The sequence below is a fragment of the Sinorhizobium sp. 8-89 genome (assembly GCF_030124325.1).
Classification (GTDB): domain Bacteria; phylum Pseudomonadota; class Alphaproteobacteria; order Rhizobiales; family Rhizobiaceae; genus Sinorhizobium.
The window spans coordinates 636,275-658,597 of the sequence record NZ_JASKLR010000001.1 but is presented as its reverse complement, the minus strand read 5'-3'; the positions used below and the strand labels follow the sequence as shown (position 1 = coordinate 658,597).

The 22,323-nt window shown below is 61.2% G+C and carries 21 protein-coding genes; 11 read left to right on the top strand and 10 right to left on the bottom strand.

The window, feature by feature from the left end:
* Positions 1-89: 89 nt before the first annotated feature.
* On the top strand, positions 90-1,016 hold the full coding sequence (locus QN219_RS03200) for a Gfo/Idh/MocA family oxidoreductase (protein WP_283997888.1): 927 nt from the start codon (positions 90-92) through the stop codon (positions 1,014-1,016).
* 169 nt (positions 1,017-1,185) lie between these two features.
* Here QN219_RS03200 and QN219_RS03195 read toward each other — a convergent pair whose 3' ends face one another.
* Both QN219_RS03195 and QN219_RS03190 read right to left on the bottom strand, forming a co-directional pair.
* Positions 1,186-1,635: a DNA polymerase III subunit chi gene (locus tag QN219_RS03195; protein WP_283997886.1), complete on the bottom strand. Its 450-nt coding sequence runs from the start codon at positions 1,633-1,635 to the stop codon at positions 1,186-1,188.
* Positions 1,636-1,669: 34 nt separating this feature from the next.
* A complete protein-coding gene (locus QN219_RS03190; protein WP_283997884.1) occupies positions 1,670-3,163 on the bottom strand; it encodes a leucyl aminopeptidase in 1,494 nt (497 codons plus the stop codon).
* 320 nt (positions 3,164-3,483) lie between these two features.
* On the opposite strand from QN219_RS03190, the gene lptF reads away from it, so the two are divergent.
* The 6 genes from lptF (at position 3,484) to rsmA (ending at position 11,107) form a co-directional block, all read left to right on the top strand.
* A complete protein-coding gene (gene lptF, locus QN219_RS03185; protein ID WP_283997881.1) occupies positions 3,484-4,656 on the top strand; it encodes an LPS export ABC transporter permease LptF in 1,173 nt (390 codons plus the stop codon).
* On the top strand, positions 4,653-5,735 hold the full coding sequence (gene lptG, locus QN219_RS03180; protein ID WP_283997878.1) for an LPS export ABC transporter permease LptG: 1,083 nt from the start codon (positions 4,653-4,655) through the stop codon (positions 5,733-5,735). The genes lptF and lptG overlap by 4 nt, the downstream gene beginning before the upstream one ends.
* Positions 5,735-8,083, top strand: a complete 2,349-nt coding sequence (locus tag QN219_RS03175; RefSeq protein WP_283997876.1) for an LPS-assembly protein LptD — start codon at positions 5,735-5,737, stop codon at positions 8,081-8,083. The genes lptG and QN219_RS03175 overlap by 1 nt, the downstream gene beginning before the upstream one ends.
* A gap of 218 nt (positions 8,084-8,301) precedes the next feature.
* Positions 8,302-9,237 carry a peptidylprolyl isomerase gene (locus QN219_RS03170; RefSeq protein ID WP_283997874.1) on the top strand — a complete coding sequence of 312 codons (936 nt, stop codon included), beginning with the start codon at positions 8,302-8,304 and terminating at the stop codon, positions 9,235-9,237.
* 11 nt (positions 9,238-9,248) lie between these two features.
* Positions 9,249-10,277 (top strand): 4-hydroxythreonine-4-phosphate dehydrogenase PdxA, encoded by a 1,029-nt coding sequence (gene pdxA / locus QN219_RS03165; protein WP_283997872.1) that lies wholly within the window; start codon positions 9,249-9,251, stop codon positions 10,275-10,277.
* Positions 10,277-11,107, top strand: a complete 831-nt coding sequence (gene rsmA / locus QN219_RS03160; RefSeq protein ID WP_283997870.1) for a 16S rRNA (adenine(1518)-N(6)/adenine(1519)-N(6))-dimethyltransferase RsmA — start codon at positions 10,277-10,279, stop codon at positions 11,105-11,107. Before pdxA ends, rsmA begins: the two co-directional genes overlap by 1 nt.
* Before the next feature lie 136 nt (positions 11,108-11,243).
* Here the strand turns inward: rsmA and gmk are convergent, their stop codons facing one another.
* From gmk to fabD, 7 genes are all read right to left on the bottom strand, one after another.
* Positions 11,244-11,903: a guanylate kinase gene (gene gmk, locus QN219_RS03155; protein ID WP_283997869.1), complete on the bottom strand. Its 660-nt coding sequence runs from the start codon at positions 11,901-11,903 to the stop codon at positions 11,244-11,246.
* A gap of 3 nt (positions 11,904-11,906) precedes the next feature.
* Entirely contained in the window at positions 11,907-12,794 is an 888-nt protein-coding gene (locus QN219_RS03150; protein ID WP_283997867.1) for a YicC/YloC family endoribonuclease, read from the bottom strand.
* A gap of 192 nt (positions 12,795-12,986) precedes the next feature.
* Positions 12,987-14,192: an endolytic transglycosylase MltG gene (gene mltG, locus QN219_RS03145; protein ID WP_283997865.1), complete on the bottom strand. Its 1,206-nt coding sequence runs from the start codon at positions 14,190-14,192 to the stop codon at positions 12,987-12,989.
* A 335-nt stretch (positions 14,193-14,527) separates the two neighbouring features.
* Positions 14,528-15,793: a beta-ketoacyl-ACP synthase II gene (gene fabF / locus QN219_RS03140; RefSeq protein WP_283997863.1), complete on the bottom strand. Its 1,266-nt coding sequence runs from the start codon at positions 15,791-15,793 to the stop codon at positions 14,528-14,530.
* Between the two features lie 218 nt (positions 15,794-16,011).
* Positions 16,012-16,248 (bottom strand): acyl carrier protein, encoded by a 237-nt coding sequence (locus QN219_RS03135; RefSeq protein ID WP_003531676.1) that lies wholly within the window; start codon positions 16,246-16,248, stop codon positions 16,012-16,014.
* Positions 16,249-16,587: 339 nt separating this feature from the next.
* Positions 16,588-17,325 (bottom strand): 3-oxoacyl-[acyl-carrier-protein] reductase, encoded by a 738-nt coding sequence (fabG, locus tag QN219_RS03130; RefSeq protein ID WP_283997861.1) that lies wholly within the window; start codon positions 17,323-17,325, stop codon positions 16,588-16,590.
* A gap of 26 nt (positions 17,326-17,351) precedes the next feature.
* Positions 17,352-18,296: an ACP S-malonyltransferase gene (fabD, locus tag QN219_RS03125; protein WP_283997859.1), complete on the bottom strand. Its 945-nt coding sequence runs from the start codon at positions 18,294-18,296 to the stop codon at positions 17,352-17,354.
* 345 nt (positions 18,297-18,641) lie between these two features.
* Between fabD and QN219_RS03120 the strand changes: the two genes are divergently transcribed.
* Complete coding sequence (locus QN219_RS03120; protein ID WP_283997858.1) at positions 18,642-19,685, top strand: aldo/keto reductase; 1,044 nt, start codon at positions 18,642-18,644, stop codon at positions 19,683-19,685.
* Between the two features lie 67 nt (positions 19,686-19,752).
* Here QN219_RS03120 and QN219_RS03115 read toward each other — a convergent pair whose 3' ends face one another.
* Positions 19,753-20,085 carry a four-helix bundle copper-binding protein gene (locus QN219_RS03115; RefSeq protein WP_283997857.1) on the bottom strand — a complete coding sequence of 111 codons (333 nt, stop codon included), beginning with the start codon at positions 20,083-20,085 and terminating at the stop codon, positions 19,753-19,755.
* 357 nt (positions 20,086-20,442) lie between these two features.
* Here QN219_RS03115 and rpsF point away from each other — a divergent pair, with 357 nt between their 5' ends.
* The 3 genes from rpsF to QN219_RS03100 all read left to right on the top strand — a co-directional run bounded on the left by rpsF (position 20,443) and on the right by QN219_RS03100 (position 22,311).
* Positions 20,443-20,889, top strand: a complete 447-nt coding sequence (gene rpsF / locus QN219_RS03110) for a 30S ribosomal protein S6 (RefSeq protein ID WP_034854248.1) — start codon at positions 20,443-20,445, stop codon at positions 20,887-20,889.
* Positions 20,890-20,913: 24 nt separating this feature from the next.
* A complete protein-coding gene (gene rpsR, locus QN219_RS03105) occupies positions 20,914-21,162 on the top strand; it encodes a 30S ribosomal protein S18 (RefSeq protein WP_012707461.1) in 249 nt (82 codons plus the stop codon).
* A 195-nt stretch (positions 21,163-21,357) separates the two neighbouring features.
* Positions 21,358-22,311 (top strand): DUF2232 domain-containing protein, encoded by a 954-nt coding sequence (locus QN219_RS03100; protein ID WP_283997855.1) that lies wholly within the window; start codon positions 21,358-21,360, stop codon positions 22,309-22,311.
* The last annotated feature ends 12 nt before the right edge of the window (positions 22,312-22,323 follow it).

Below are 22,323 nucleotides of genomic sequence, written 5' to 3'. Positions count from 1 at the left end.
ACGTGAGGAGCGCCGGAACCGCGCTTGCCCGCTGCCTCCAATCTGCTACAAGGATCGAGAATAAATCATACTAATCCGAGCGAAACACCATGACCCCCATTCAAATTGCGATTGTCGGCGTCGGCAAGATCGTGCGCGACCAGCACCTGCCGGCTATTTCAAAGAATGCAGACTACCGGCTGATTGCGGCGGCGAGCCGCCACGGAACTGTCGACGGCATCGACAATTTCAAGTCCATCGAGGCGATGCTGGAGACGGTACCGGCGATTAACGCCGTCTCGCTGTGCATGCCGCCGCAATACCGTTACGAAGCCGCGCATGTGGCGCTCGAGGCCGGCAAGCACGTCTTCCTCGAGAAGCCGCCGGGCGCGACCTTGAGCGAGGTTGCCGACCTTGAAGCAGTGGCGGCGGCCAAGGGTGTTTCGCTCTTTGCCAGCTGGCATTCGCGCTATGCGCCGGCGGTCGAAGCCGCCAAGGCGTTTCTTGCGTCGACGACGATCCGCAGCGTCAAGATCATCTGGAAGGAGGATGTCCGCCACTGGCACCCGAATCAGGAGTGGATCTGGGCGGCCGGCGGACTCGGCGTCTTCGACCCGGGCATCAATGCCCTCTCGATCGTGACGCATATCCTGCCCCGCCCGATCTTCATCACGTCGGCGACGCTCGAGTTTCCGGAGAATCGCGATGCGCCGATCGCTGCAACAATCGCTTTCAGCGATGCCGACAAACTCAGCGTTTCGGCGGAATTCGACTGGCGCCAGACCGGCAAGCAGAGCTGGGACATCGTCGCCGAAACAGACGCCGGCGAGATGGTTCTGTCAGAAGGCGGCGCCAAGCTGGCCGTCGATGGCAAGCTGGTGCATGAAGAGCCGGAGCAGGAATATCCGATGCTTTATCGGCGCTTTGCCGAGCTCATCAAGACCGGCAAGTCTGATGTCGACTTGGCACCTTTGCGCCACGTAGCCGACGCCTTCATGCTCGGCCGGCGAAAGTTCGTCGAGGCGTTCCACGACTGAGAATGTCGTTTATTCCTCGCTGCCATCGCTGACTGACCCTCTCAGCCTGACTCTCTCGCCGCGCGCGGGGAGAGAGTACTGAGAGGTTGCGGCGAGTCGCCTTCGCCCCGCTTGCGGGGAGAAGGTGGGCCGGATGAGGGGCAGCCTTTCCGCTTGACGAGAGGGTCGCTCAGGCCTTCTTTTCCCAGCGCCCGTCTCTGTTCTGCTGCCAATAGGTGAGGTTGTGCCCCTCCCCTTTGAGCCGCTTCCATTGGGCACGCGCGGCGTCGAGCTGCTTCTGATCGTAGCCGTCGAACATGAAGACCACGCGCTCGTAGTCAGTCACCGGCGGCGGCTCCGCGCCATCCACAAGGAAGCGCACAGTCGCAGCATTCTGATTGCCGTGATCGGCGACGATTAGGATCGGTTGGTCCGCCGCAAAGTCACCGGCATCCGTACCATGCGGCAGAAAGCTGTCGTCCCGATAGACCCAAAGGTGCGTATCCAGCGCGTCGCGCCGCTCGGCATCGACCGTCTGCACTGCCACCCGCCACCCGCGCTCGATGCTCTTGTCGAGCAACGGCGGCAGCGCATCCTCCAGCTTCGATTCCGTCAGGTGATAGAAAAGAATCTCGGTCATACCGCCCTCTCCCGGACACCTGCCGCGCTAACGATCAGGACTCGTAGCTCGCGCGGACCAGTTCGTCGAGGAGGCGCACGCCGAAACCGGAGCCCCAGGACTGGTTGATCTCATCGGTCGGCGAACCCATCGCCGTTCCGGCGATGTCGAGATGCGCCCACGGCGTATCCCTTACGAAGCGCTTAAGGAATTGCGCCGCCGTCACCGAGCCGCCGTGGCGACCGCCCGTATTCTTCATGTCGGCGAACTTGCTGTCGATCATCTTGTCGTATTCTTTGCCGAGCGGCATCCGCCAGAGGCGCTCCTGCGTCGTGGAGCCGGCTGCAAGCAGCCGTTCGGCAAGGCGGTCGTCATTCGAGAACAGCCCGGCATAGTGGCTGCTGAGCGCCACCATTATTGCGCCGGTGAGCGTCGCCAGATCGATCATCGCCTGCGGCTTGAAGCGATCGTTGCAATACCAGAGCGCATCGCAGAGGACGAGCCTGCCTTCGGCATCCGTATTGATCACCTCGATCGTCTGGCCGGACATCGACGTCACGATGTCGCCCGGCCTCTGGGCACTGCCGTCCGGCATGTTCTCGACGAGCCCGATGATGCCGACTGCGTTAACGTTTGCCTGCCGCGCGGCGAGCACATGCATGAGGCCGGTAACCGCGGCGGCGCCCCCCATGTCGCCCTTCATCTCCTCCATGCCCGAAGCAGGCTTGATCGAAATGCCGCCGGTATCGAAAACGACGCCCTTGCCGATGAAGGCGATAGGCTTCTCTTTCGCCTTCCCGCCTTTCCACTGCATGATGACGAGGCGCGGCGGCCTGGAAGATCCCTGGGCGACGCCGAGCAACGCGCCCATTCCGAGTTTCTTCATCTCCCGCTCGGTCAGGATTTCGACGTCGACGCCGAGCTTTTCCAGTTCCTTCGCCTTGGCCGCGAACTCGACTGGCCCAAGCACGTTGGCCGGCTCGTTAACGAGATCGCGCGCCAGGAACACGCCTTCGCCGATCGCCTGAGCGGTAACGAACGCCTTCTTCGCGGCGATCACCATGCCGCTAACGATGGTGACTTTGATCGGCTTTTGATGGGGCTTCGAGTCGTCGTCGGATTTCTTGGTCTTGTAGCTGTCGAAGGAATAGGCGTTCATCTCCATGCCGAGGGCGAAATCCGCCACAGCCTTGCCCGTGACGTCGACACCCGGCGCATCGAGAAAGACCGTGACCTTTTCAGCGGAACGTAGCTTCGCGGCAACCGCGCCGCCCGCCTTCAACCAGTCGTGATCCGTCAGTACCGCCGCGTCGCCGACCCCGAAAAGGAGAATTCGGTCGGCCGGCGATCCGTGAGGAGCGACGATATCGAGTGTCGAAAGCGCCTTGCCGGTGAACTTGCCGATCTTCGCGGCCTTCGGCAAAACGCCTTCCGGATCGACGACTGTCGCACCGGCCGCTTCCTTGCTACCGGCGACCTGAAGAAGGACGGCGACGCCGCCGGCCGGGCGATGGGACTTACTGAAAGCGAACTCGAATTTCATCGGCATATAACACTCCGGGCAGTTCTGATTTAGGCCCGCCCGCTCTGTTACCGGACGGTTACAGTGGCAAACATTCGCAACGCCGGCCACCGTCAAAGTGGTGGCGCGCACCCTTCTCGCTTTTGAACCGCTTGGCAAGATGCTCACACGTGTTTACATGCGGTTAACTGCAGTTGTTCGCCTTATATTAGCCCTGCCGTTCGAGAATCGGATTCGAGCGGAGCAGCCGGCGGAGAGCCGGTCCGGGCGCAAAGCGAGCCACTGAACGGGGTCGTGACGGCGGAGGGGCACGGAAACTTGAGCAGGATTTTGGACCGGATACGGACATGAAGCTGATCGAACGCTACATCTTCCGACGCGCCGCGACCATGTTCCTCGCAACGCTTCTGCCGCTGATGGGAATCGTGTGGACGACACAAGCGCTCACGAACGTGAACCTGGTCACCGACAGCGGTCAGTCGATCTTCGCTTTCCTGAAACTCGCGACACTGATTCTCCCGTCTGTCGTTCCGATCATTCTCCCGTTCGCGCTTATCATCGGTGTGACACAGACGCTGAGCGCGATGAACACCGATTCGGAACTGACCGTGCTGAACGCGGCCGGCAGTTCCCGCATGTCGATTATCCGGCCCGTCATCTATCTTGCGGCCGGATTGAGCGTGCTGTCCTTTGCCATCGACAACTTCGTCGAGCCGTACTCTCGCGTCGCGGTGCGCCGGATGATAGCGACGGCGCATGCCGACTTGCTCTCCGCCGTCGTGCAGGAGAACTCCTTCCGAAAGATCACCGACGGGCTTTATGTGCAGGTCGGCGCCCGCCGCAGCGGCGGCGTCCTGCAAGGCATCTTCGTTGCCGATTCGCGCAATCCGAATTTCGAGCTCGTCTATTACGCTCGTGAGGGTGCCGTCGACGAGGAGAGCTCGGCCCTGGTGATGAAAGACGGAGAGGTCCACCGCAAGCTGCCGGATGGCGGCGTCTCCGTCATCAAGTTCGACTCCTATGCTTTCGACCTGACGGATATGACCAGGATGGCTGGCGAGGCGAATATCCGGGCCAAGGATCGCGACCTTTTCTACCTGCTCAACCCCGATCCGAACGATCCGGCCTTCAAAAGATCGCCGTTGACGTTCACAGCGGAACTCAATCGCCGCCTCACCGAGTGGACTTTCCCGTTGCTGTTCGGCCTCATCGCGCTGGTGGTCAGCAGTGATGCGCGCTCCCACCGAGAGGCGCGCGTACATCCGATGATCAGTGCACTCGGAGCAGCGCTTGTCATTCGATGGATGACGTTCTATGCGGGAAACAGTGCCGAGGACTCCTTCTGGTTCGTTCCGCTCATGTATTTCATTCCACTGGCGACCGGGGCATTCGCGATTCATCAGCTTGTCAGCAATCGCCGCCTCGACATACCGACGACATGGCGGGAAAAGCTGTCCGAACTCCTCGTCCGGCTGCGCTTCATGCGGCCGGCGGGTGCTGACGGGGAGCAGGCATCATGATCCTCGACACCCTCGGACGTTATTTCTTCAAGCGCTACACGATCACGACGTTCTGGTTTCTCGTCGGTATCTTCGCGCTGATCTTCATCATCGATTTCAGTGAGCTTGCCAGCCGCATGTCGGCGTTGCCCCACTATTCGGTGAGCGGCGCGCTGCTGATGACGACGTTTCGCATCCCGACGATCATGCAGCAGACGGTCCCCTTCATCGCGCTCTTTGCCGCGATGGCCGCATTGATCTCGCTGAACCGCCGCTACGAATTGGTCGTCACACGGGCGGCCGGCATTTCCGTCTGGCAATTCCTTCGACCCTTCGTCCTCGGTGCGTTTCTTTTCGGCTTGCTCGCCGTCGCCATCCTCAACCCGCTTGCCGCCTGGGGCACGAAGAGGGCTGAGGCGCTCGAAGCCGAGTGGGGCTCGTCCCGTTCCGCCGAAACGAATTCGATTCCCTGGCTGCGCCAGATCTACAATGGCACCGATACGATCATCGGAGCGCGCTCGGTTCAGAAGGGCGGAACGGAGCTGATCAATGTCACCGTCATCCACTTCGATCCACAGGGAACGATCGTCCTGAGACAGGATGCGAGGTCGGCGAAACTCGAAGATGGTTACTGGCTTCTTAACGGGGTTACCGAAACGGGCAACGGCAAGCTCCCCCGTCGTCAGGAAACGGCACAGCTGCCCACAAATCTGAAGGCGGAATTCGTGCAGGAGCGTCTGGCAAAGGCTGATTCCATTCAGTTTTTTGACCTTCCGCGCAAGATCGAAGTGGCCCGATCCTTCGGCTTTTCGACCAACGGCATGGAAACGCAGTTCCACTCCCTGCTGTCTCTGCCGCTATTGCTCGTGGCGATGACTTTGATCGCTGCATGCGTCTCTTTAAAATTTAGCCGGTTCAACCAATCGCGCTCCGTAATTCTCGGTGGAATCCTCTCGGGCTTCGTGCTTTATGTCGTCACCGTGCTTGTCAAAGCATTCGGGACCAGCGGTATCGTGCCTCCGTTCGTTGCAGCCTGGTTGCCAGTTGTTGTAGCGATGGCGCTGGGCTCGACGATTCTACTTCATCAGGAGGATGGCTAGTGGCGGTAGGCAACCGCAAACGCATGAAGCTGATCAATGCTACCCTGCTCGCGGGCGTGGCGTTGCATACACTTGCCATGGGAATCAATGCGCCTGCCCTGGCGCAAGACACATCGGCACGAATCGATTCGCTGCAGCCGAACATTCCGGCTGACGAAAAGCTGCTGCTGTCCGCGAATGAGCTCGTCTACAATCGCGACGCGGAAACCGTGACCGTGCGCGGCAACGTTCAGATCGAATACGGCGGCTACAAGATGGTCGCCCGTCAAGTCGTCTACGACCAGAAGTCGGGGCGTATCATGGCAAGCGGCGAGATCCAGTTGATCGAACCGGATGGTAACATCGTCTACGCCGACAAGATGGATGTCACCGACGATTTCGGCAACGGTTTCGTCCAGGCCCTGCGGATCGAAACGACCGATCTGACGCGGCTGGCGGCGGAAAGCGGTGAACGTCGCAACGGCGAGGAGTTCATTCTCAACAAGGCCGTCTACACTGCCTGCACGCCCTGCAATATCAAGCCGGAACACCGTTCCCTGTGGCACATCAAGGCGGAGCGTGTGATCCACAACGGCAGGACGCGCACGATTCGGCTTGAGAACGCCCATTTCGAGCTCTTCGGCAAACCGATCGCCTATATTCCGGTGATGGAAATCCCGGACCACACGGTCAAGCGCAAGAGCGGTTTTCTGTTTCCGAAGTTCCGGTATGCGCAAAAGCTGGGCGCCGGTGTGGGCGTGCCCTACTACTGGGCGATCTCGCCCTATATGGACGCAACCCTCACCGCGACAGGATTGACCCGGCAAGGCTTTTTGCTCGAGGGCGAGTTCCGCCAATCGTTCCATAACGGCTTGCACACGCTGAACGTGGCTGGCATCAGTCAGCTCGACAAGGATCAGTTCACGCCCGGAACGGTCGATGCCGAGGAAACCAACCGCGGCATGGTGGCTTCCAAGGGCGAATTCGAGATCAATCCGCGCTGGACCTTTGGCTGGAACGTGCTCGTCCAGTCCGACGCCAACTTTGCCAAGACCTACGATCTGGAGAGCTTCGACGGCACGACCTATGTCAATCAGGCCCATCTGACCGGTCTCGGCAAGCGCAACTACTTCGACTTGCGCGCCTTCTATTTCGACATCCAGGACGCCGACCCGAACAGCCTCGAGGAGAATCAGCAGCCGGCGGCGCAGGTCCTCGACTATTCCTACACCGCGCCGCAACCGGTTTTGGGCGGCGAACTCAATGCAGACGTCAATCTCACGAACATCAAGCGCAACCGGCTGGACAACATCAACGTCCTTGGCGTCGAGCGCTTCCGCGGCCTCGAGGGCACTTCGCACCGCCTGACAGCGGAGCTCGAATGGAAACGGACATTCATTGCTCCGGGCGGTCTCGTCCTGACGCCATTGCTCGCTGCACGCGGCGATGCCCTGGGCCTCAGCATGGACGACCCGGGCCCTGACTACACGGGTAACTACATCGACAGCGACGCGGCAACGCGGCGCATGCTGACCGCCGGTCTCGAGGCGCGCTATCCGATTCTCTTTGCCGGTGAGAACAGCAGCCACGTGCTGGAGCCAATCGGGCAGATCTATGCCCGCCCGGACGAACAGCATGCCGGTGGCCTCCCCAACGAAGACGCACAGAGCTTCGTCTTCGATGCAACCAACCTTTTCGATCGTGACAAATTTTCCGGTTTCGATCGTATCGAAGGCGGAACGCGCGCGAATCTCGGCATCCGCTACACAGGAAATTTCGACAACGGTTACGGTTTGCGCGCGATCGCCGGCCAATCGTTCCACCTTGGCGGGCTCAATTCCTTCGCAACCGACGATCTCGTCAAGGTCGGCGCGGATTCGGGACTGGAGACCAAGAGTTCCGACTATGTCGCGATGTTCGGCATCGACGCGCCTTCCGGTCTGATGGCAAGTCTCTCCGGGCGACTGGACGAAAGCGACTTCGATCTGCGCCGTGCCGATGCGACGGTCGGCTATCTCGGCCTGACGTGGCAGGCGGCTCTGACCTACACGCGCATCGAAGCGCAGCCGATTTACGGATCGCCCTCCGACCAGGATGAAATCCAGACGGCCGCCGCCTTCAGGTTCCACGATTATTGGTCGGTGTTCGGAGCATTGACCTATGACATCAACAACGATGTGATATCACGCAACGGCTTCGGCATTACCTACGATGATCAGGATACGTTGTTCTCGATCGTCTACCAGCAGGAGCGCGATACCGACAGTTCAGTGGCGAACGACTGGTCGATCGGCGCTCGTATCAGCTTCCGCACGCTCGGCGACATCGACGTTGGCGATACGACATTCGAGGAACTGGACTACTACTGAGTTCTGGGCCTGGGCGCCGTAGCCTTTGCTTTGCTCTATCGGCTGTAGCGATGTTGAACGTCGCGAAGACGTGCAACGCTCAAGGTTTGCCCATGTGGTCTTGTCATCGTTTGGCCGCATGTATTATGCATTTCCTCCAACTGACGTAGGGAAGGCGCAGGCTTGCGGTCCAAAGAAGGCCGCAGGCAAATGGGGCGCGGGACGGACAAGGAAAGACTATGGGCGGGAAATCTATCCTGAGGGCGCTGTCGGCGCTGGTGCTTGCCGGCACGCTGAGCGTCGCTGTGTGCGCGACGGCACAGGCCGCGAGCGCGGTCAAGGTGATCGTCAACAATGTCGTGATCACTTCGGGCGACATCGCGAAACGCGTGGCCTTCATTCGCCTTCAACGGCAGCGTGGCGGCGCAGAGGAAGCGAAGCAGCAACTTATCGACGAAGTGCTGAAGCGCTCCGAGATCGCGCGCGTCCAGCAATCGGTTAGTACGCAGGACGTTGACGCGGCTTTTGCGCGTTTTGCATCTGGAAACAAGCTGTCGCCCGAGCAACTCGGCAAGATCCTCGATCAGTCCGGTGTCGGCGTCGATCATTTCAAGCAGTATATCGCCGTCCAGATGAGTTGGCCGCGCGTCGTTAACTTCCGCTATGGCAATGCCAACCGCCTGTCCGGAGGCGATCTTGTGAAGCGCATGATGGAAGGCGGCGGCAACAAGCCGGTGACGACGGAATATTTCCTGCAGCAGGTCATCTTCGTCATTCCGGAATCGAAGCGCGGCGCGATTACCGCAAAACGACAGGCTGAAGCCAACGCTTCGCGCTCGCAATTCCCCGGTTGCGAAACGTCCAAGGCCTTCGCAGCCAATTATCGCGACGTCTCGATTCGCAGCCTTGGCCGGGTGCTTGCCCAGCAATTGCCGGAAGATTGGAAGCCGCTCGTCGAAAAAGCTGGCGACGGCATGACGACCGGCACACGCGTCACCGAAAAGGGTGTCGAATATCTTGCCATCTGCAAGAAGCGTCAGGTCAACGACGACACTGCCGCCGAAATCGTCTTCCGTGCCGAGGATCTCGGCAAGAAGAAGTCCGGCGGCGAAGACCCGAACAGCGCGAAGTACCTCGAAGAACTGCGTGAGAAGGCGCGGATCATCAACAAGTAACACGGGCTATCATGAACAAGACGAGCGGCAGACCGATCGCCCTGACGATGGGCGATCCGGCCGGTATTGGCCCGGATATCAGCCTGGCCGTGTGGGCAAGGCGCGAGACGCGGGCGACGCCGCCCTTCCTTTTGATTGGCGATCCTTCGGTGCTTTCGGACCGGGCAAAGGCACTCGGCCAGATCGTGCCGATAACGGAGACCGATTGCCTCCAGGCATCCTCCGTCTTCGCGGGGGCCCTGCCCGTATTGCCGATCCGCTGCACCGCTCCGGTCGTCGCCGGCGAACCCAATGCCGCCAACGCCTCCGCAGTCACCGGCGCCATCGATGCCGCCGTGCGGCTCGTCATGGCCGGCGACGCGTCGGCCGTGGCCACCAACCCCATTGCGAAAGCGGTGCTGTACGAAGCCGGCTTCCGCTTTCCCGGCCACACCGAATACCTCGCGCACCTCGCGGAGAAGGCGACCGAGGCACCCGTCCTGCCGGTCATGATGCTGGCCGGGCCGAAGCTGCGGGCGGTTCCCGTGACGATCCATATTCCGCTCAAAGATGTTCCCGGCGCACTGACGTCGGAACTGATCTACCGGACCTGCATGGTAACGGCCGCCGATCTCCAAAGCCGCTTCGGTTTGGCGGCACCACGCCTTGCCGTCGCCGGTCTCAACCCGCATGCGGGCGAAGGCGGTGCACTCGGCCTCGAGGACGACGCGCTCATCCGCCCCGTCATCGACCGGCTCCGCGCCGAGGGACTGGATGTCGTCGGCCCGCTTCCGGCAGATACCATGTTTCACGACCGCGCAAGGGAGACCTACGACGTCGCTATATGCATGTATCATGACCAGGCATTGATACCCGCCAAGGCGCTTGGCTTCGACGATAGTGTCAACGCTACGCTCGGCCTGCCCTTCATCAGGACGTCGCCGGACCACGGCACTGCATTCGGCATCGCCGGAAAAGGGATTGCGCGCGAGGATAGCCTGCTGGCGGCACTACGCCTGGCTGCGGAGCTCGCTGCCAATGCGGATGGGACGCATCGCTGATGGCGGCGCTCGACGGCCTGCCGCCACTCAGAGACGTGATCCAGCGTCATGGCCTCGACGCAAGGAAGGCGCTTGGTCAGAATTTTCTGCTCGACCTCAACCTCACCCAAAAGATCGCGCGCACGGCCGCTCCGCTCGATGATGTGACCGTCATCGAAGTCGGCCCTGGGCCCGGGGGCCTCACGCGGGCGATCCTGGCGCTGGGTGCCAAGAAGGTCGTGGCGATCGAGCGCGACGCCCGATGCCTGCCGGCCTTGGCCGAAATCGCCGCTCATTACCCGGGCCGGCTGGACGTAATCGAGGCGGACGCGCTGAAGGTCCCTTTCGAAACGCTCGCCAATGGTCCGGTGCGCATCATCGCCAACCTGCCCTACAACGTCGGCACGCAGCTTCTCGTCAACTGGCTGCTGCCGGAGCAATGGCCGCCGTTCTGGCAGTCGATGACGCTGATGTTTCAGCGCGAGGTTGGTCTGCGGATCGTTGCAGGTGCCGACGACGACCACTACGGCCGTCTCGGCGTTCTCTGTGGCTGGCGAACAAAGGCGCGCATGGCTTTCGACGTCTCGCCGCAAGCCTTCACGCCGCCGCCCAAGGTCACTTCGTCAGTCGTCCATCTGGAGCCGATCGCCGACCCGATCCCCTGCTCTGCCTCCGCCCTCGAAAAAGTGACGCAGGCCGCCTTCGGCCAACGCCGAAAAATGCTGCGTCAGAGCCTCAAAGGCCTGGGTGGCGAGGCGCTGCTGGCGAGGGCCGACATCGATCCCCAAAGGCGCGCCGAAACGCTAACGGTCGAGGAATTTTGCCGCTTGGCGAACTGTCTCGGTGGTTAAAGCCATTCCGGGAAGAGTGTGTAGCGGTTTTTCCGTCCGGAATTGCGCAAGTTCAAAGAGATCATCATTCACTGTTTCAATGAAACAATGAAATGATCTTGTCAGCCAAGTCAGAGATGCCTCCGCCCCGCTTGGATTAAAAGGGGTTTTCCGTCAGCAGCCCGTTGACGAACTCGAACAGGCCGGGGCGGCGGTCGCGGCGCAGGCGTTCGGCCTCCACAATCGCCTGGACGGCAGAGAACGCCCGGTCGAGATCGTCGTTGACGACGATGTAGTCGTACTCGCGCCAATGCTCGATCTCGGCGCGCGAATTGGCCAGCCGGGTCGCGATGACCTCTTCGCTGTCTTCGGCGCGCCGGTGCAGCCGCGACTGCAACTCGGCCATCGACGGCGGCAGGATGAAAATCGAGACGACATCGCCTCCCATCTTTTCCTGCAATTGCTGGGCGCCCTGCCAATCGATGTCGAAGAGCATATCACGACCTTCGGCCATCGCGGCTTCGACGGGATCGCGCGGGGTTCCATAGAAGTTGCCGTGCACCTCCGCCCATTCGAGCAACGAATCCGTCGCACGCAGGGCCTCGAATTCACGGATCGATTTGAAAAAATAATGCCGTCCCTCTATTTCGCTCGGTCGCCGCGCGCGCGTCGTCACGCTCACGGAGATGCTGAGTTCCGGATCGGCCTCGAGCAGGTTGCGGGCGATCGTCGACTTACCGGCACCCGACGGCGACGAAATCACGAGCATCAGCCCGCGGCGGGCGATCTTGATGGGCGAAGCGGTCGCCGATTTCATGTCTTACTCCAGATTCTGAACCTGTTCGCGAAACTGATCGATCACGACCTTCAACTCGATTCCGGCGGCCGAGACGGCAGCGGCGTTCGACTTCGAACAGATCGTATTCGATTCGCGGTTAAATTCCTGTGCCAGGAAGTCGAGCTTGCGGCCAATAGGACCGCCCTTCGCAAGAAGATCGCGGGCAGCGGCGACATGCGAACCGAGACGGTCGATCTCTTCCCTGAGGTCCGCCTTCGTGGCAAGCAGCGCGACCTCCGCATACAGCCTGTCGCGGTCGAGCGAGGATGCGCCCTCCATCATCAGCGCCACCTGCTGCGCCAGCCTTTCGGCAATCGCCGAAGGGCTGCGGGACGGGTCGCCCTCCACCGTGGCCGTCAGTTGCGCGATGCGATCCACCTGCGCAAGCAGGATCTGGCCAAGCGCGCTTCCCTCCTCTTCACGCATGGACCGCAAGTCATCGAGGGCACGCGCCAGGCCGGCAAGGATGTCGGCGTCGCGCGCAGCGCGCTCGCTCTCGCTTTCTTCCGGTTCCCGGAAGTCGATGATGCCGCGGATGGAGAGCAGCGTGTCGAACTTCAGCGGCGCGGGATCGACGAGATCACCGAGCTGCTCGCGAAGCTTCAATACTGCCGACAACGCACCCTGGTTGACGACGGCCTCCACGGCGGCCTCGCCGCCGCTGACGGTGAGGCCGATTTGCAGATTGCCGCGGGCAAAATGTTCCGAAGCAAGGCGCCGACAGTCGGGCTCGAAGCGCTCGAGCCCCTGCGGCAGGCGGAGGCGAATGTCGAGCCCCTTGCCGTTGACGGACCGCAATTCCCAGGCCCAGCGATGCCGGCCGCTGCTGCCCTCTCTCCTCGCAAAGCCAGTCATCGATTGGAGTGGCATCATTACCTCCGTTCGCTGCTGCATCTCTCCTCGAAATCAGAGCTGATTGAGGAAACATGCAGCGATCCAAAGTGCTGCAGCGACCTTTGTGCGTCTGAACGCGGCGCTGTAGTCGCAGAAGCAATAGGTCGGCGGCGCGGGATCCCGCAAGGGATATCCGCGCCGCGCTCCATCCGTCCACAATAAGGCCTGTTACTGCGCCTCGGCCGGTGTCACCGTCGGCTCGGCGGTCTTGGCCGCCTCCGCCGCCTTGGCCGCCTCTGCGGCCTTCTCGGCTTCGAGCTTTCGCCAACGCCTCACGTTGGCGTTGTGCTCGTCCAAGGTCGCCGCAAAGACATGGCCGCCCGTTCCGTCCGCCACGAAATAAAGTTCCGGCGTGCGGGAAGGATTGGCGACGGCTTCGAGTGCCGCACGGCCCGGATTGGCGATCGGCGTGGGCGGCAGCCCCTTGATGATATAGGTGTTGTAGGGAGTTTCCTTATCGAGATCCGACTTCAGGATCGCCCGGTCCGCCGGCTTCCCCTCCCCACCGAAGATGCCATAGATAATCGTCGGGTCGGACTGCAGCCGCATGCCTTTTTCCAGGCGGTTGATGAAGACAGACGCCACGCGTGGCCGCTCGTCCGCGCGGCCCGTTTCCTTTTCGACGATCGAGGCCAGCGTCACGAACTCCTCGACAGACGAGACCGGAAGATCGGGATCGCGCTTTTCCCAGATCTGATCGACCAAGGCTTTTTGCGCTGCGACCATCTGCAGGACGATCTCGGCACGCTTGGTGCCGCGGGTGAATTTGTAAGTGTCCGGCTTCAGCGAACCCTCCGACGGCAGATCCGACGGCAAATCGCCGACGAGCACCGGATCATCGGCGAGCTTTCGGAACATCTGCTTGACCGTCAGTCCCTCCGGGAGAGAAACGGAGTATAGGATCGACTTGCCGGACTTCAGCAGTTGCATGATTTCCTGCATCGAAGATCCGGCCTTGATCTCGTATTCACCTGCCTTCAAGGTCTCGTTGTCGAGATAGGCCTCGGACACGAAACGGAACACACGGCTGTCCGTGATGATGTTGTTTCGCTCCAACCCGCCGGCAATTTCGCTGATGCCCGCGCCACTGCGAACGATGAAATTCTTGTTCGCCTCCAGCGGGCCGGGCTTTTCGTATTCGTGCATCGCATAGTAGACCGCGCCGGCGGCTGCGAGCGCAACGAAGACGATGACCGTCATCAGAAAATTCAGAAAGATGACAACCTGGCTGCGCGCCTTGCGGGACCGCTTCGGCGGTTGCGGAACCTTTTCCGGGCGCAGGGCCTCGTTTGCCGATTTCGGGATGATCGGCCCGTTGCTCCCGGTTTCATTGCGGCCGAACTGTGCCGCGCCGTTATCGTTTGAGTCGCTCACGATTATCCCGAATCCGAAATTCGCAATCTCAATCAAGCTGCCACCGATGCGAATTTCGGCTTAGACCGGCGGCAAGCTGAATGTGTCAGAGCAATGGATATTCTACAAATTGTCAGAAGTGCCTTGCGCGAACATAGTCGGCGGCGCCGCGCGGCGGCGACTCCTCCAGTTACAGCTTGTAGCGAGCAATGCGGCAAAAAGCAGGATCACCAACCGGTGTTTGAACGGGACCGGGACGCCGGAAGCGGTTTTCCGACATCACGACGATCCTCGGTCAACCTAACCGAGAATCGTCGTGGAGAATCATCATCGTCGATCCTGTCGCGTCGGCGATCTTAGTTGCCGTTGTAGCGACGCAGAACCAGCGAAGCATTCGTGCCGCCGAAACCGAAGGAGTTCGACAGCGCGATGTCGATCTCCCGCTTGCGCGCGACATGCGGCACCAGGTCGATCTTCGTCTCGACGGAGGGATTGTCGAGGTTGAGGGTGGGCGGAGCGATATTGTCGCGAATCGCGAGGGCCGAGAAGATTGCCTCGATCGCACCGGCGGCGCCCAGCAGGTGTCCGATTGCCGACTTGGTCGAAGACATGGATATCTTCGAAGCGCTGTTGCCGACCAGCCGCTCGACCGCGCCGAGCTCGATCGTATCGGCCATCGTCGACGTTCCGTGGGCGTTGATGTAGTCGATGTCGGCGGCCATCAGACCGGCTCGCTTCAACGCCATTTGCATGCAGCGGTACGCGCCATCGCCGTCCTCGGATGGAGCGGTGATATGGAAGGCGTCACCGGAGAGGCCGTAGCCAACGACTTCGGCATAGATCTTGGCGCCGCGTGCCTTCGCATGCTCCAGTTCTTCGAGAATGACGACGCCGGCGCCTTCGCCCATGACGAAACCGTCGCGATCGGCGTCATAGGGGCGCGATGCCTTTTCCGGGTTATCGTTGTGCTGGGTCGAGAGCGCCTTGCAGGCGGCGAAGCCTGCGAGCGAAATGCGGCAGATCGGCGATTCCGTGCCACCCGCCACCATCACGTCGGCATCGCCGAGCGCGATCAACCGACTCGCATCGCCGATCGCATGCGCGCCCGTAGAGCAAGCCGTCACGACCGAGTGGTTCGGGCCACGAAGCTTGTGGCGAATCGAAACCTGGCCCGACGCGAGGTTGATCAGGCGGCCAGGAATAAAGAAGGGAGAAATACGACGCGGGCCCTTGTCGCGCAGCGTATAGCCTGCATCGACGATGCCCTCGAGACCGCCGATGCCGGAGCCGATCAGCACGCCAGTCGCAATCTGGTCCTCATCGTTTTCCGGCTTCCAGCCGGCGTCGGCCAGCGCCATGTCGGCGGCAGCCATCGCATAAACGATGAAGGGATCGACCTTGCGCTGTTCCTTCGGTTCCATCCAGTCGTCGGGATTGAAGGTGCCGTCCGAGCCGTCGCCAAAAGGAATACGGCAGGCGATCTTGGCAGGAAGATCCTCAACTTCGAATTCGGTGACCTTGCGTGCAGCATTCTGGCCCGCGATAAGACGCGACCAGCTGACCTCGGTTCCGCAACCCAAAGGAGATACCATGCCGGTACCGGTGATAACGACACGTCTCATAACCCGTGACCCACCCTGACTGTTCAGTTCTAGAGCCGGACCGGACCACGCGTGACGACCCCGATCCGTGCATCCATTGTAAATTTCTCACGTGACGATCAGAGGGAAAGGCGGGAACGCTTTGCTGATCGAAACCCGCGGTCGACGCAGGCCAGCCCACTTCCCCTGGGCTGGTACGGGCCGCAACAGGCGGCCCGTCAACGCCTAAACCGTAAAGATCAGGCCTGAGCCTTCTCGATGAACTTGACGGCGTCGCCGACGGTCAGGATCGAATCTGCCGCGTCGTCCGGGATCTCGACACCGAATTCTTCTTCGAATGCCATGACCAGTTCGACGGTGTCGAGCGAGTCCGCGCCGAGGTCATCGATGAAGCTTGCGCCTTCGCTGACCTTTTCGGCGTCGACGCCAAGATGATCAATAACAATTTTCTTCACGCGTTCTGCGATATCGCTCATGTCGGAGTTCCTCGACCTTCGTTTCTTTGCGGCGCCATTCTTGGCGCCGTCATTTTCAATCAAGCCTGATAGACCAAGATAGTCCAGCGGGCAATCCATCCAACCGAACCCGCGGAAAACCCAAGGCAGCGAGGGCTGCCGGACACCTGGCCGGACCGGTCGACTGCGCACAGTCATGGCCCGATTAACATGGTTTAAGCCTGCCGCAAAGTGCGAAAATGCCCGACATTCGCTTGGTCAACATTGAATTTCAGGCATTTGGCATCGACCAATGAAGGTACCGAACCGCGTAGCGCCGACGGGTTGAAATACGCGCCGTCCGCCTTACCCGGTGCCGGATCAGATCATCGCCATGCCGCCATTGACGTGAATGGTCTGCCCGGTGAGGTAACCCGCTTCGTTCGAAGCAAGATACGCAACGGCGGATGCGACCTCCGCACCCGTACCCATCCGCCGCATCGGGATCGCACCCATGATGCTTTCCTTCTGCTTGTCGTTGAGCTTGCCGGTCATCGCACTTTCGATGAATCCAGGGGCAACGCAGTTGACGGTAACGTTACGGGTGGCGATTTCCTGCGCGAGCGACTTGGAGAACCCGATCATGCCCGCCTTCGAAGCGCAATAGTTGGCCTGCCCAGGATTGCCGGTAACGCCGACAACGGAGGTGATGTTGACGATGCGGCCGAAACGGCGGCGCATCATCGGGTGTGTCAGTTCACGGGTCAGGCGGAAGACCGCCGTGAGATTGACCTCGATGACGCTGTCCCAATCTTCATCGCTCATGCGGACGAAGAGCCCATCCTTGGTGATGCCGGCATTGTTGACGAGGATGTCGACGCCGCCGAGCTCAGCCTCCGCCTTCTCGCCAAGCGCCTTGACTTCGGCGCGGTCGGAAAGATTGGCGGGAAAGATCTGGACGCGCTCGCCAAGCGTGTTGGCAAGTGCTTCGAGCTTCTCGACGCGCGTGCCGTGCAGGCCGACAATGGCGCCCTGTGCGTGCAGGATGCGGGCGATTTCCTCGCCAATGCCACCGGATGCGCCGGTGACGAGAGCCTTGCGGCCGGAGAGATCAAACATGGGCATGTTCCTTGTAACTGGAGCGCTCAGGACTGAAGTGCGGCGAGCGCCGTATCGATGTCGGCGGGCGTATTGACGGCAATACCATTGACGGTCTTGTCGATCCGTCGAGCAAGTCCCGTCAGCACCTTGCCCGAGCCGATTTCATAAAGCGTCGTGACATTGTTGGCCGCGAACCATTCTACCGTCTCGCGCCAGCGCACCTGGCCGGTCACTTGCTCGACGAGCAACCGGGCGATCTCGCCGGCGTCACTTACCGGAGCGGCCAGAACATTCGCCACAAGCGGAACGGACGGGTCGCGCTTCTCCACCTTGACGAGTGCATCGCGCATGGCATCGGCAGCAGGCGCCATCAGCGATGAGTGGAAAGGCGCGGATACAGGGAGCATCAGCGCGCGCTTGGCACCTTTTTCGGAGGCGAGCGCGGCAGCCTTCTCTACCGCCTGCTTCTCTCCCGAGATCACCAGTTGTCCGCCGCCATTGTCGTTGGCGATCTGGCACGACCCGAGCGCGGACGCTTGACGACAAACCATGTCAACGTCCGCATGTTCCAGGCCGATGATGGCAGCCATCGCGCCTTTGCCGACGGGGACAGCCGCCTGCATGGCGTTACCCCGAATGCGCAGGAGGCGAGCCGTGTCGGCGATCGAAAACGTCCCGGCGGCGCAGAGCGCGGAATACTCGCCGAGCGAATGGCCGGCAACGAAGGCGACCTTGTTCTTGAGATCGAGCCCCCTGGCCTCGAGCACGCGGATCACGGCCATGGAAACGGCCATCAGCGCGGGCTGCGCGTTTGCCGTCAGCGTCAGCGTTTCCTCCGGCCCGCTCCACATAACGTCGGAAAGCTTTTCGCCCAACGCTTCATCGACCTCGGCGAAGACGGCGGCGGCCTCCGGAAAGGCCTCCGCCAGATCCTTGCCCATGCCGACAGCCTGACTGCCCTGCCCGGGAAACGTGAATGCAATGCTCATGGGGCTGCCCTTCCCTTGATGACGAAACGACCGGAGCGAGCCAAGCTTCTCGCGATCGTTTCTCATATGATTAGGGCGGATGCCGGCGAAAGCTGCCTCACATTCCCCATCCGCCCTGTTTTTCCTCTCCATTCACATTCCTGAACAGGGAGTCAAGCGCAGAGGCCGAGCTTCACCCTTGCCAGCGGGCTTTTGCCCTTGATCTTCGTCAATCAAGGCGTAAGTTTGCCGCGCATCGCCGCCGCTCCCGCTGATAAGCCATGTTCCGCGGCACAAGCCAATCATTGGCGGCGCGCCTTTCCCTCCCGCCGGCGCGGAACCGCCCCTCGCGAGGAACAATACTTCATGCGCTACAACATGCTAGGCCGCACCGACATCAAGATTTCGGAAATCTGCCTGGGCACGATGACCTGGGGCTCCCAGAACACGCAGACCGAAGCCTATGGACAACTCGACTACGCCTTCGACCGTGGCGTGAACTTCATCGATACGGCCGAACTCTACCCGACGACGCCGCTTTCGGCCGAAACCTACGGCAACACCGAGCGCATCATCGGGAACTGGCTGGCGATGCGCGGCCGCCGCGACGATGTGGTGATCGCGACCAAGGTGGCCGGCCCCGGCCGTCCTTATATCCGCAATGGCGAACCGACGACGCCCGAGGGCATCGAAGAAGCTTTGCACGCCAGCCTGAAGCGGCTGAGGACCGAGTATGTAGACCTTTACCAACTGCATTGGCCGAATCGCGGCCACTATCACTTCCGCAATTCCTGGTCCTACGACCCGTCGGGGCAAGACAGGGAGCATGTCGCCGCAGACCTGAAAGCGATCCTCGACAAGCTTGGCGACCTCGTAAAGGCCGGCAAGATCCGCGCCATCGGGCTTTCGAACGACACCGCCTGGGGCGCGATGAAGATGCTCGACTTGTCGAACAGATGCGACCTGCCGCGTGTTGCGACGATCCAGAACGAATACAACCTTCTCTATCGCGCCTACGATCTCGATCTCGCGGAACTGTCTCATCACGAGGATATCGGTCTGCTCGCCTATTCGCCGCTCGCAGCCGGTCTCCTGAGCGGAAAGTATCTCGGAGGGGCGAAGCCGGCAGGATCGCGCCTCTCGATCAACGGCGACCTCGGCGGCCGCTTCACGCCGCACCAGGAGCCAGCCGTCGCCGCCTATGTGGCGCTCGCTCGGGAGCATGGCCTCGACCCGGCGCAGATGGCGCTCGCCTTCTGCCTCAGACGTCCCTTCACGGCTTCGGCTATCATCGGCGCGACGTCGATGGAACAATTGAAGACCGATATCGGCGCCGCCGGTATAACGCTCTCGCACGACGTGATGAACGGCATCCGGCGCCTCCATCGGCTCTACCCGGCGCCGATTTGATCGGCTCATGCTTCCTTAAATCGGATCCGATTTAAGGAAAAAACATACAGTCGCGGACGCAAGAGCCTCAAGCCGCCATCTGGCGGCAGCTCTCGGCGCAGCGCCTGCAGGCTTCAACACATTCGTCCATGTCGCCGATGCGCTCACAATCCTCGGCGCATTCGTCGCAGATCTCCGCGCATTCGCGGCACAGATGAACGTGGTGAGGGCTTCCGATCAGCATGAAATGCGCCGTGGTCCGGCAGATCTCGGTGCACGCCATCATCAGCCTGAAATGAGACGGCTCGGTATGTTTGCCGCCGACTTGAAGGCAATGGTTCATCGCGGTCGACAGACACGCGGAATAACAGTCCAGACAATTGTCGATGCACGGTTGCATTCTTGGATCGACATGGGTCATCGTCGTTTCCCGCTCCTTTGGGTTGCGGCTATCCAACAGCAATGCCGTGCGATTGTTCCGTGCGAACACCTCGGCGCCGCCACGAACACCCAAGTTCGGATCACGGCTTGCATTTCAGCGGAAAATCCGTATAAGCGCGCTGTTCGAAACACCCGGTCTTCTGGCTGGTGGCTGAACGGAGGGCCGGTTTCCGCTTTGGAAGCCGCCAGGAATGCAAGACATTCCGGCCTCCCGTGTCTCCGCTCTCGACCGTCTCGATACAACACTTTCTTGCCGGCTGCACTGCGGCCATAAGAACAGTCGTTGAGGCTTAGCCGCCGAGGTCCGGGCTGATTAACGCAAGAAAGGCAAGCCACAATGGCTCTTTATGAACACGTATTCCTTGCCCGGCAGGATATCACGCCGCAGCAGGTCGATGCTCTCGTCGAGCAATACAAGGGCGTCATCGAAGCGAACGGCGGCAAGGTCGGTCGCGTCGAGAACTGGGGCCTGAAGTCCCTCACCTACCGCATCAAGAAGAACCGCAAGGCTCACTACGTCCTGATGGACATCGATGCTCCGGCACCGGCTGTCCACGAGGTAGAGCGCCAGATGCGCATCAACGAAGACGTCCTGCGCTACATGACGATCGCTGTCGAGAAGCACGAGGAAGGCCCGTCCGCGATGATGCAGAAGCGCGATCGCGACGATCGTCCGCGCGGCGAAGGCCGTGGCCCGCGTGAAGGCGGTTTCGACCGTGGCCCGCGTCCGGACCGTGGCGACCGTGAAGACCGTCCACGCCGTCCGCGTGAAGACCGCGCGTAACCCGAAGCTTAGGAGATAAAGACAATGGCTGAAGTTTCTTCCGCTCCGGTACGCCGTCCGTTCCACCGTCGCCGCAAGACCTGCCCCTTCTCGGGTGCAAATGCTCCGCGGATCGACTACAAGGACGTCCGCCTCCTGCAGCGCTACATTTCCGAGCGCGGCAAGATCGTTCCGTCCCGCATCACGGCCGTTTCCCAGAAGAAGCAGCGCGAACTCGCCCAGGCGATCAAGCGTGCACGCTTCCTCGGCCTGCTGCCTTACGTCGTTTCGTAAGACGGGCTGACTCTCCGTCAGTCAATTGACTCGACGGAAACTCGTTCCGAGGCAAGGCATTTCCGTAACGTGAATGCCTTGCCTCTCTCCCTCCCGCGGTGGGCGCGGGTCGGAACCGGCGCATGCGCCAAAATCCCATGTTGGGGCCAAAGCTCGACGGCGACCCCTAACTGCGTTTCAAGCAGGACAGCGAACGTGAATATCTGGAACAGGACATCGCTGATCACCGGCGCTCTCGCCGGCATTACCGCCGCCCTTCTGTCGATGGGCGCGAACACGCAGTCGTCCTTTGCGATCGTTCTCTACGCTGCCTCCGCACTACCGATCCTGATTGCCGGCCTCGGATGGGGCAACGCGGCCGCGATCATCGCGATCGTGGTTGCCGGCGCGACTGCCGCCGCGCTCGTTTCCTCCTATTTCGCGCTGCTGGTCCTGCTCGTCACGCTTGTTCCCGCCGGCTGGCTCAGTCACCTCGCAAATCTTGCGCGCCCAGCCTCCGAACTCGGCGGCCCCGAAGGCGCGCTTGCCTGGTATCCGCTGTCCGACATTCTCGGCCATCTCGCCGGGCTCGTCACCGTCGGCATGATCATCGTCGGCTACATCGTGGGTTACGATTCCGGCGTCTCGGACCGCATGATCGACATGGTGATCGAGGCGGTAAAGGCGCAGGAGCCGCTCTACAATCCGGACGCCGCGGCAATCGCACAGATCAAGGCGATGTTCACGCTCGCCCTGCCGCTCGTCCAGGGCGCGATCTGGGTGCTGATGCTCTTTGCCGCCTACTATCTCGCAACACGGATCGTCCAGTTGTCCGGAGGGTCGCTGCGTCCGCGCGAAGACATTCCGTCGGCGTTGAGGATGCACCGCAACGCCATTTTCGTCTTTCTCGCCGGCCTGATCCTCGCCTTTCTCGGCGGAGCGCCGGCGGCGATCGGCGCCCTCATTTGCGGCACGTTCGGCGCAGGCTTCCTGCTCTCGGGCTTTGCCTCGTTCCATTTCCGCACGCGTGGCAAGTCCTGGCGGCTTCCGGTGCTGTGGATCGCCTACCTGTCGGTTTTCGTCTTCACGATCCCGGCCGTGTTCTTCCTCCTGTCTGGCTTGACCGATACGCGACGCACCATCGCGGTTACGCCGACCGGAAAAAGCTGACCAATGAAACAA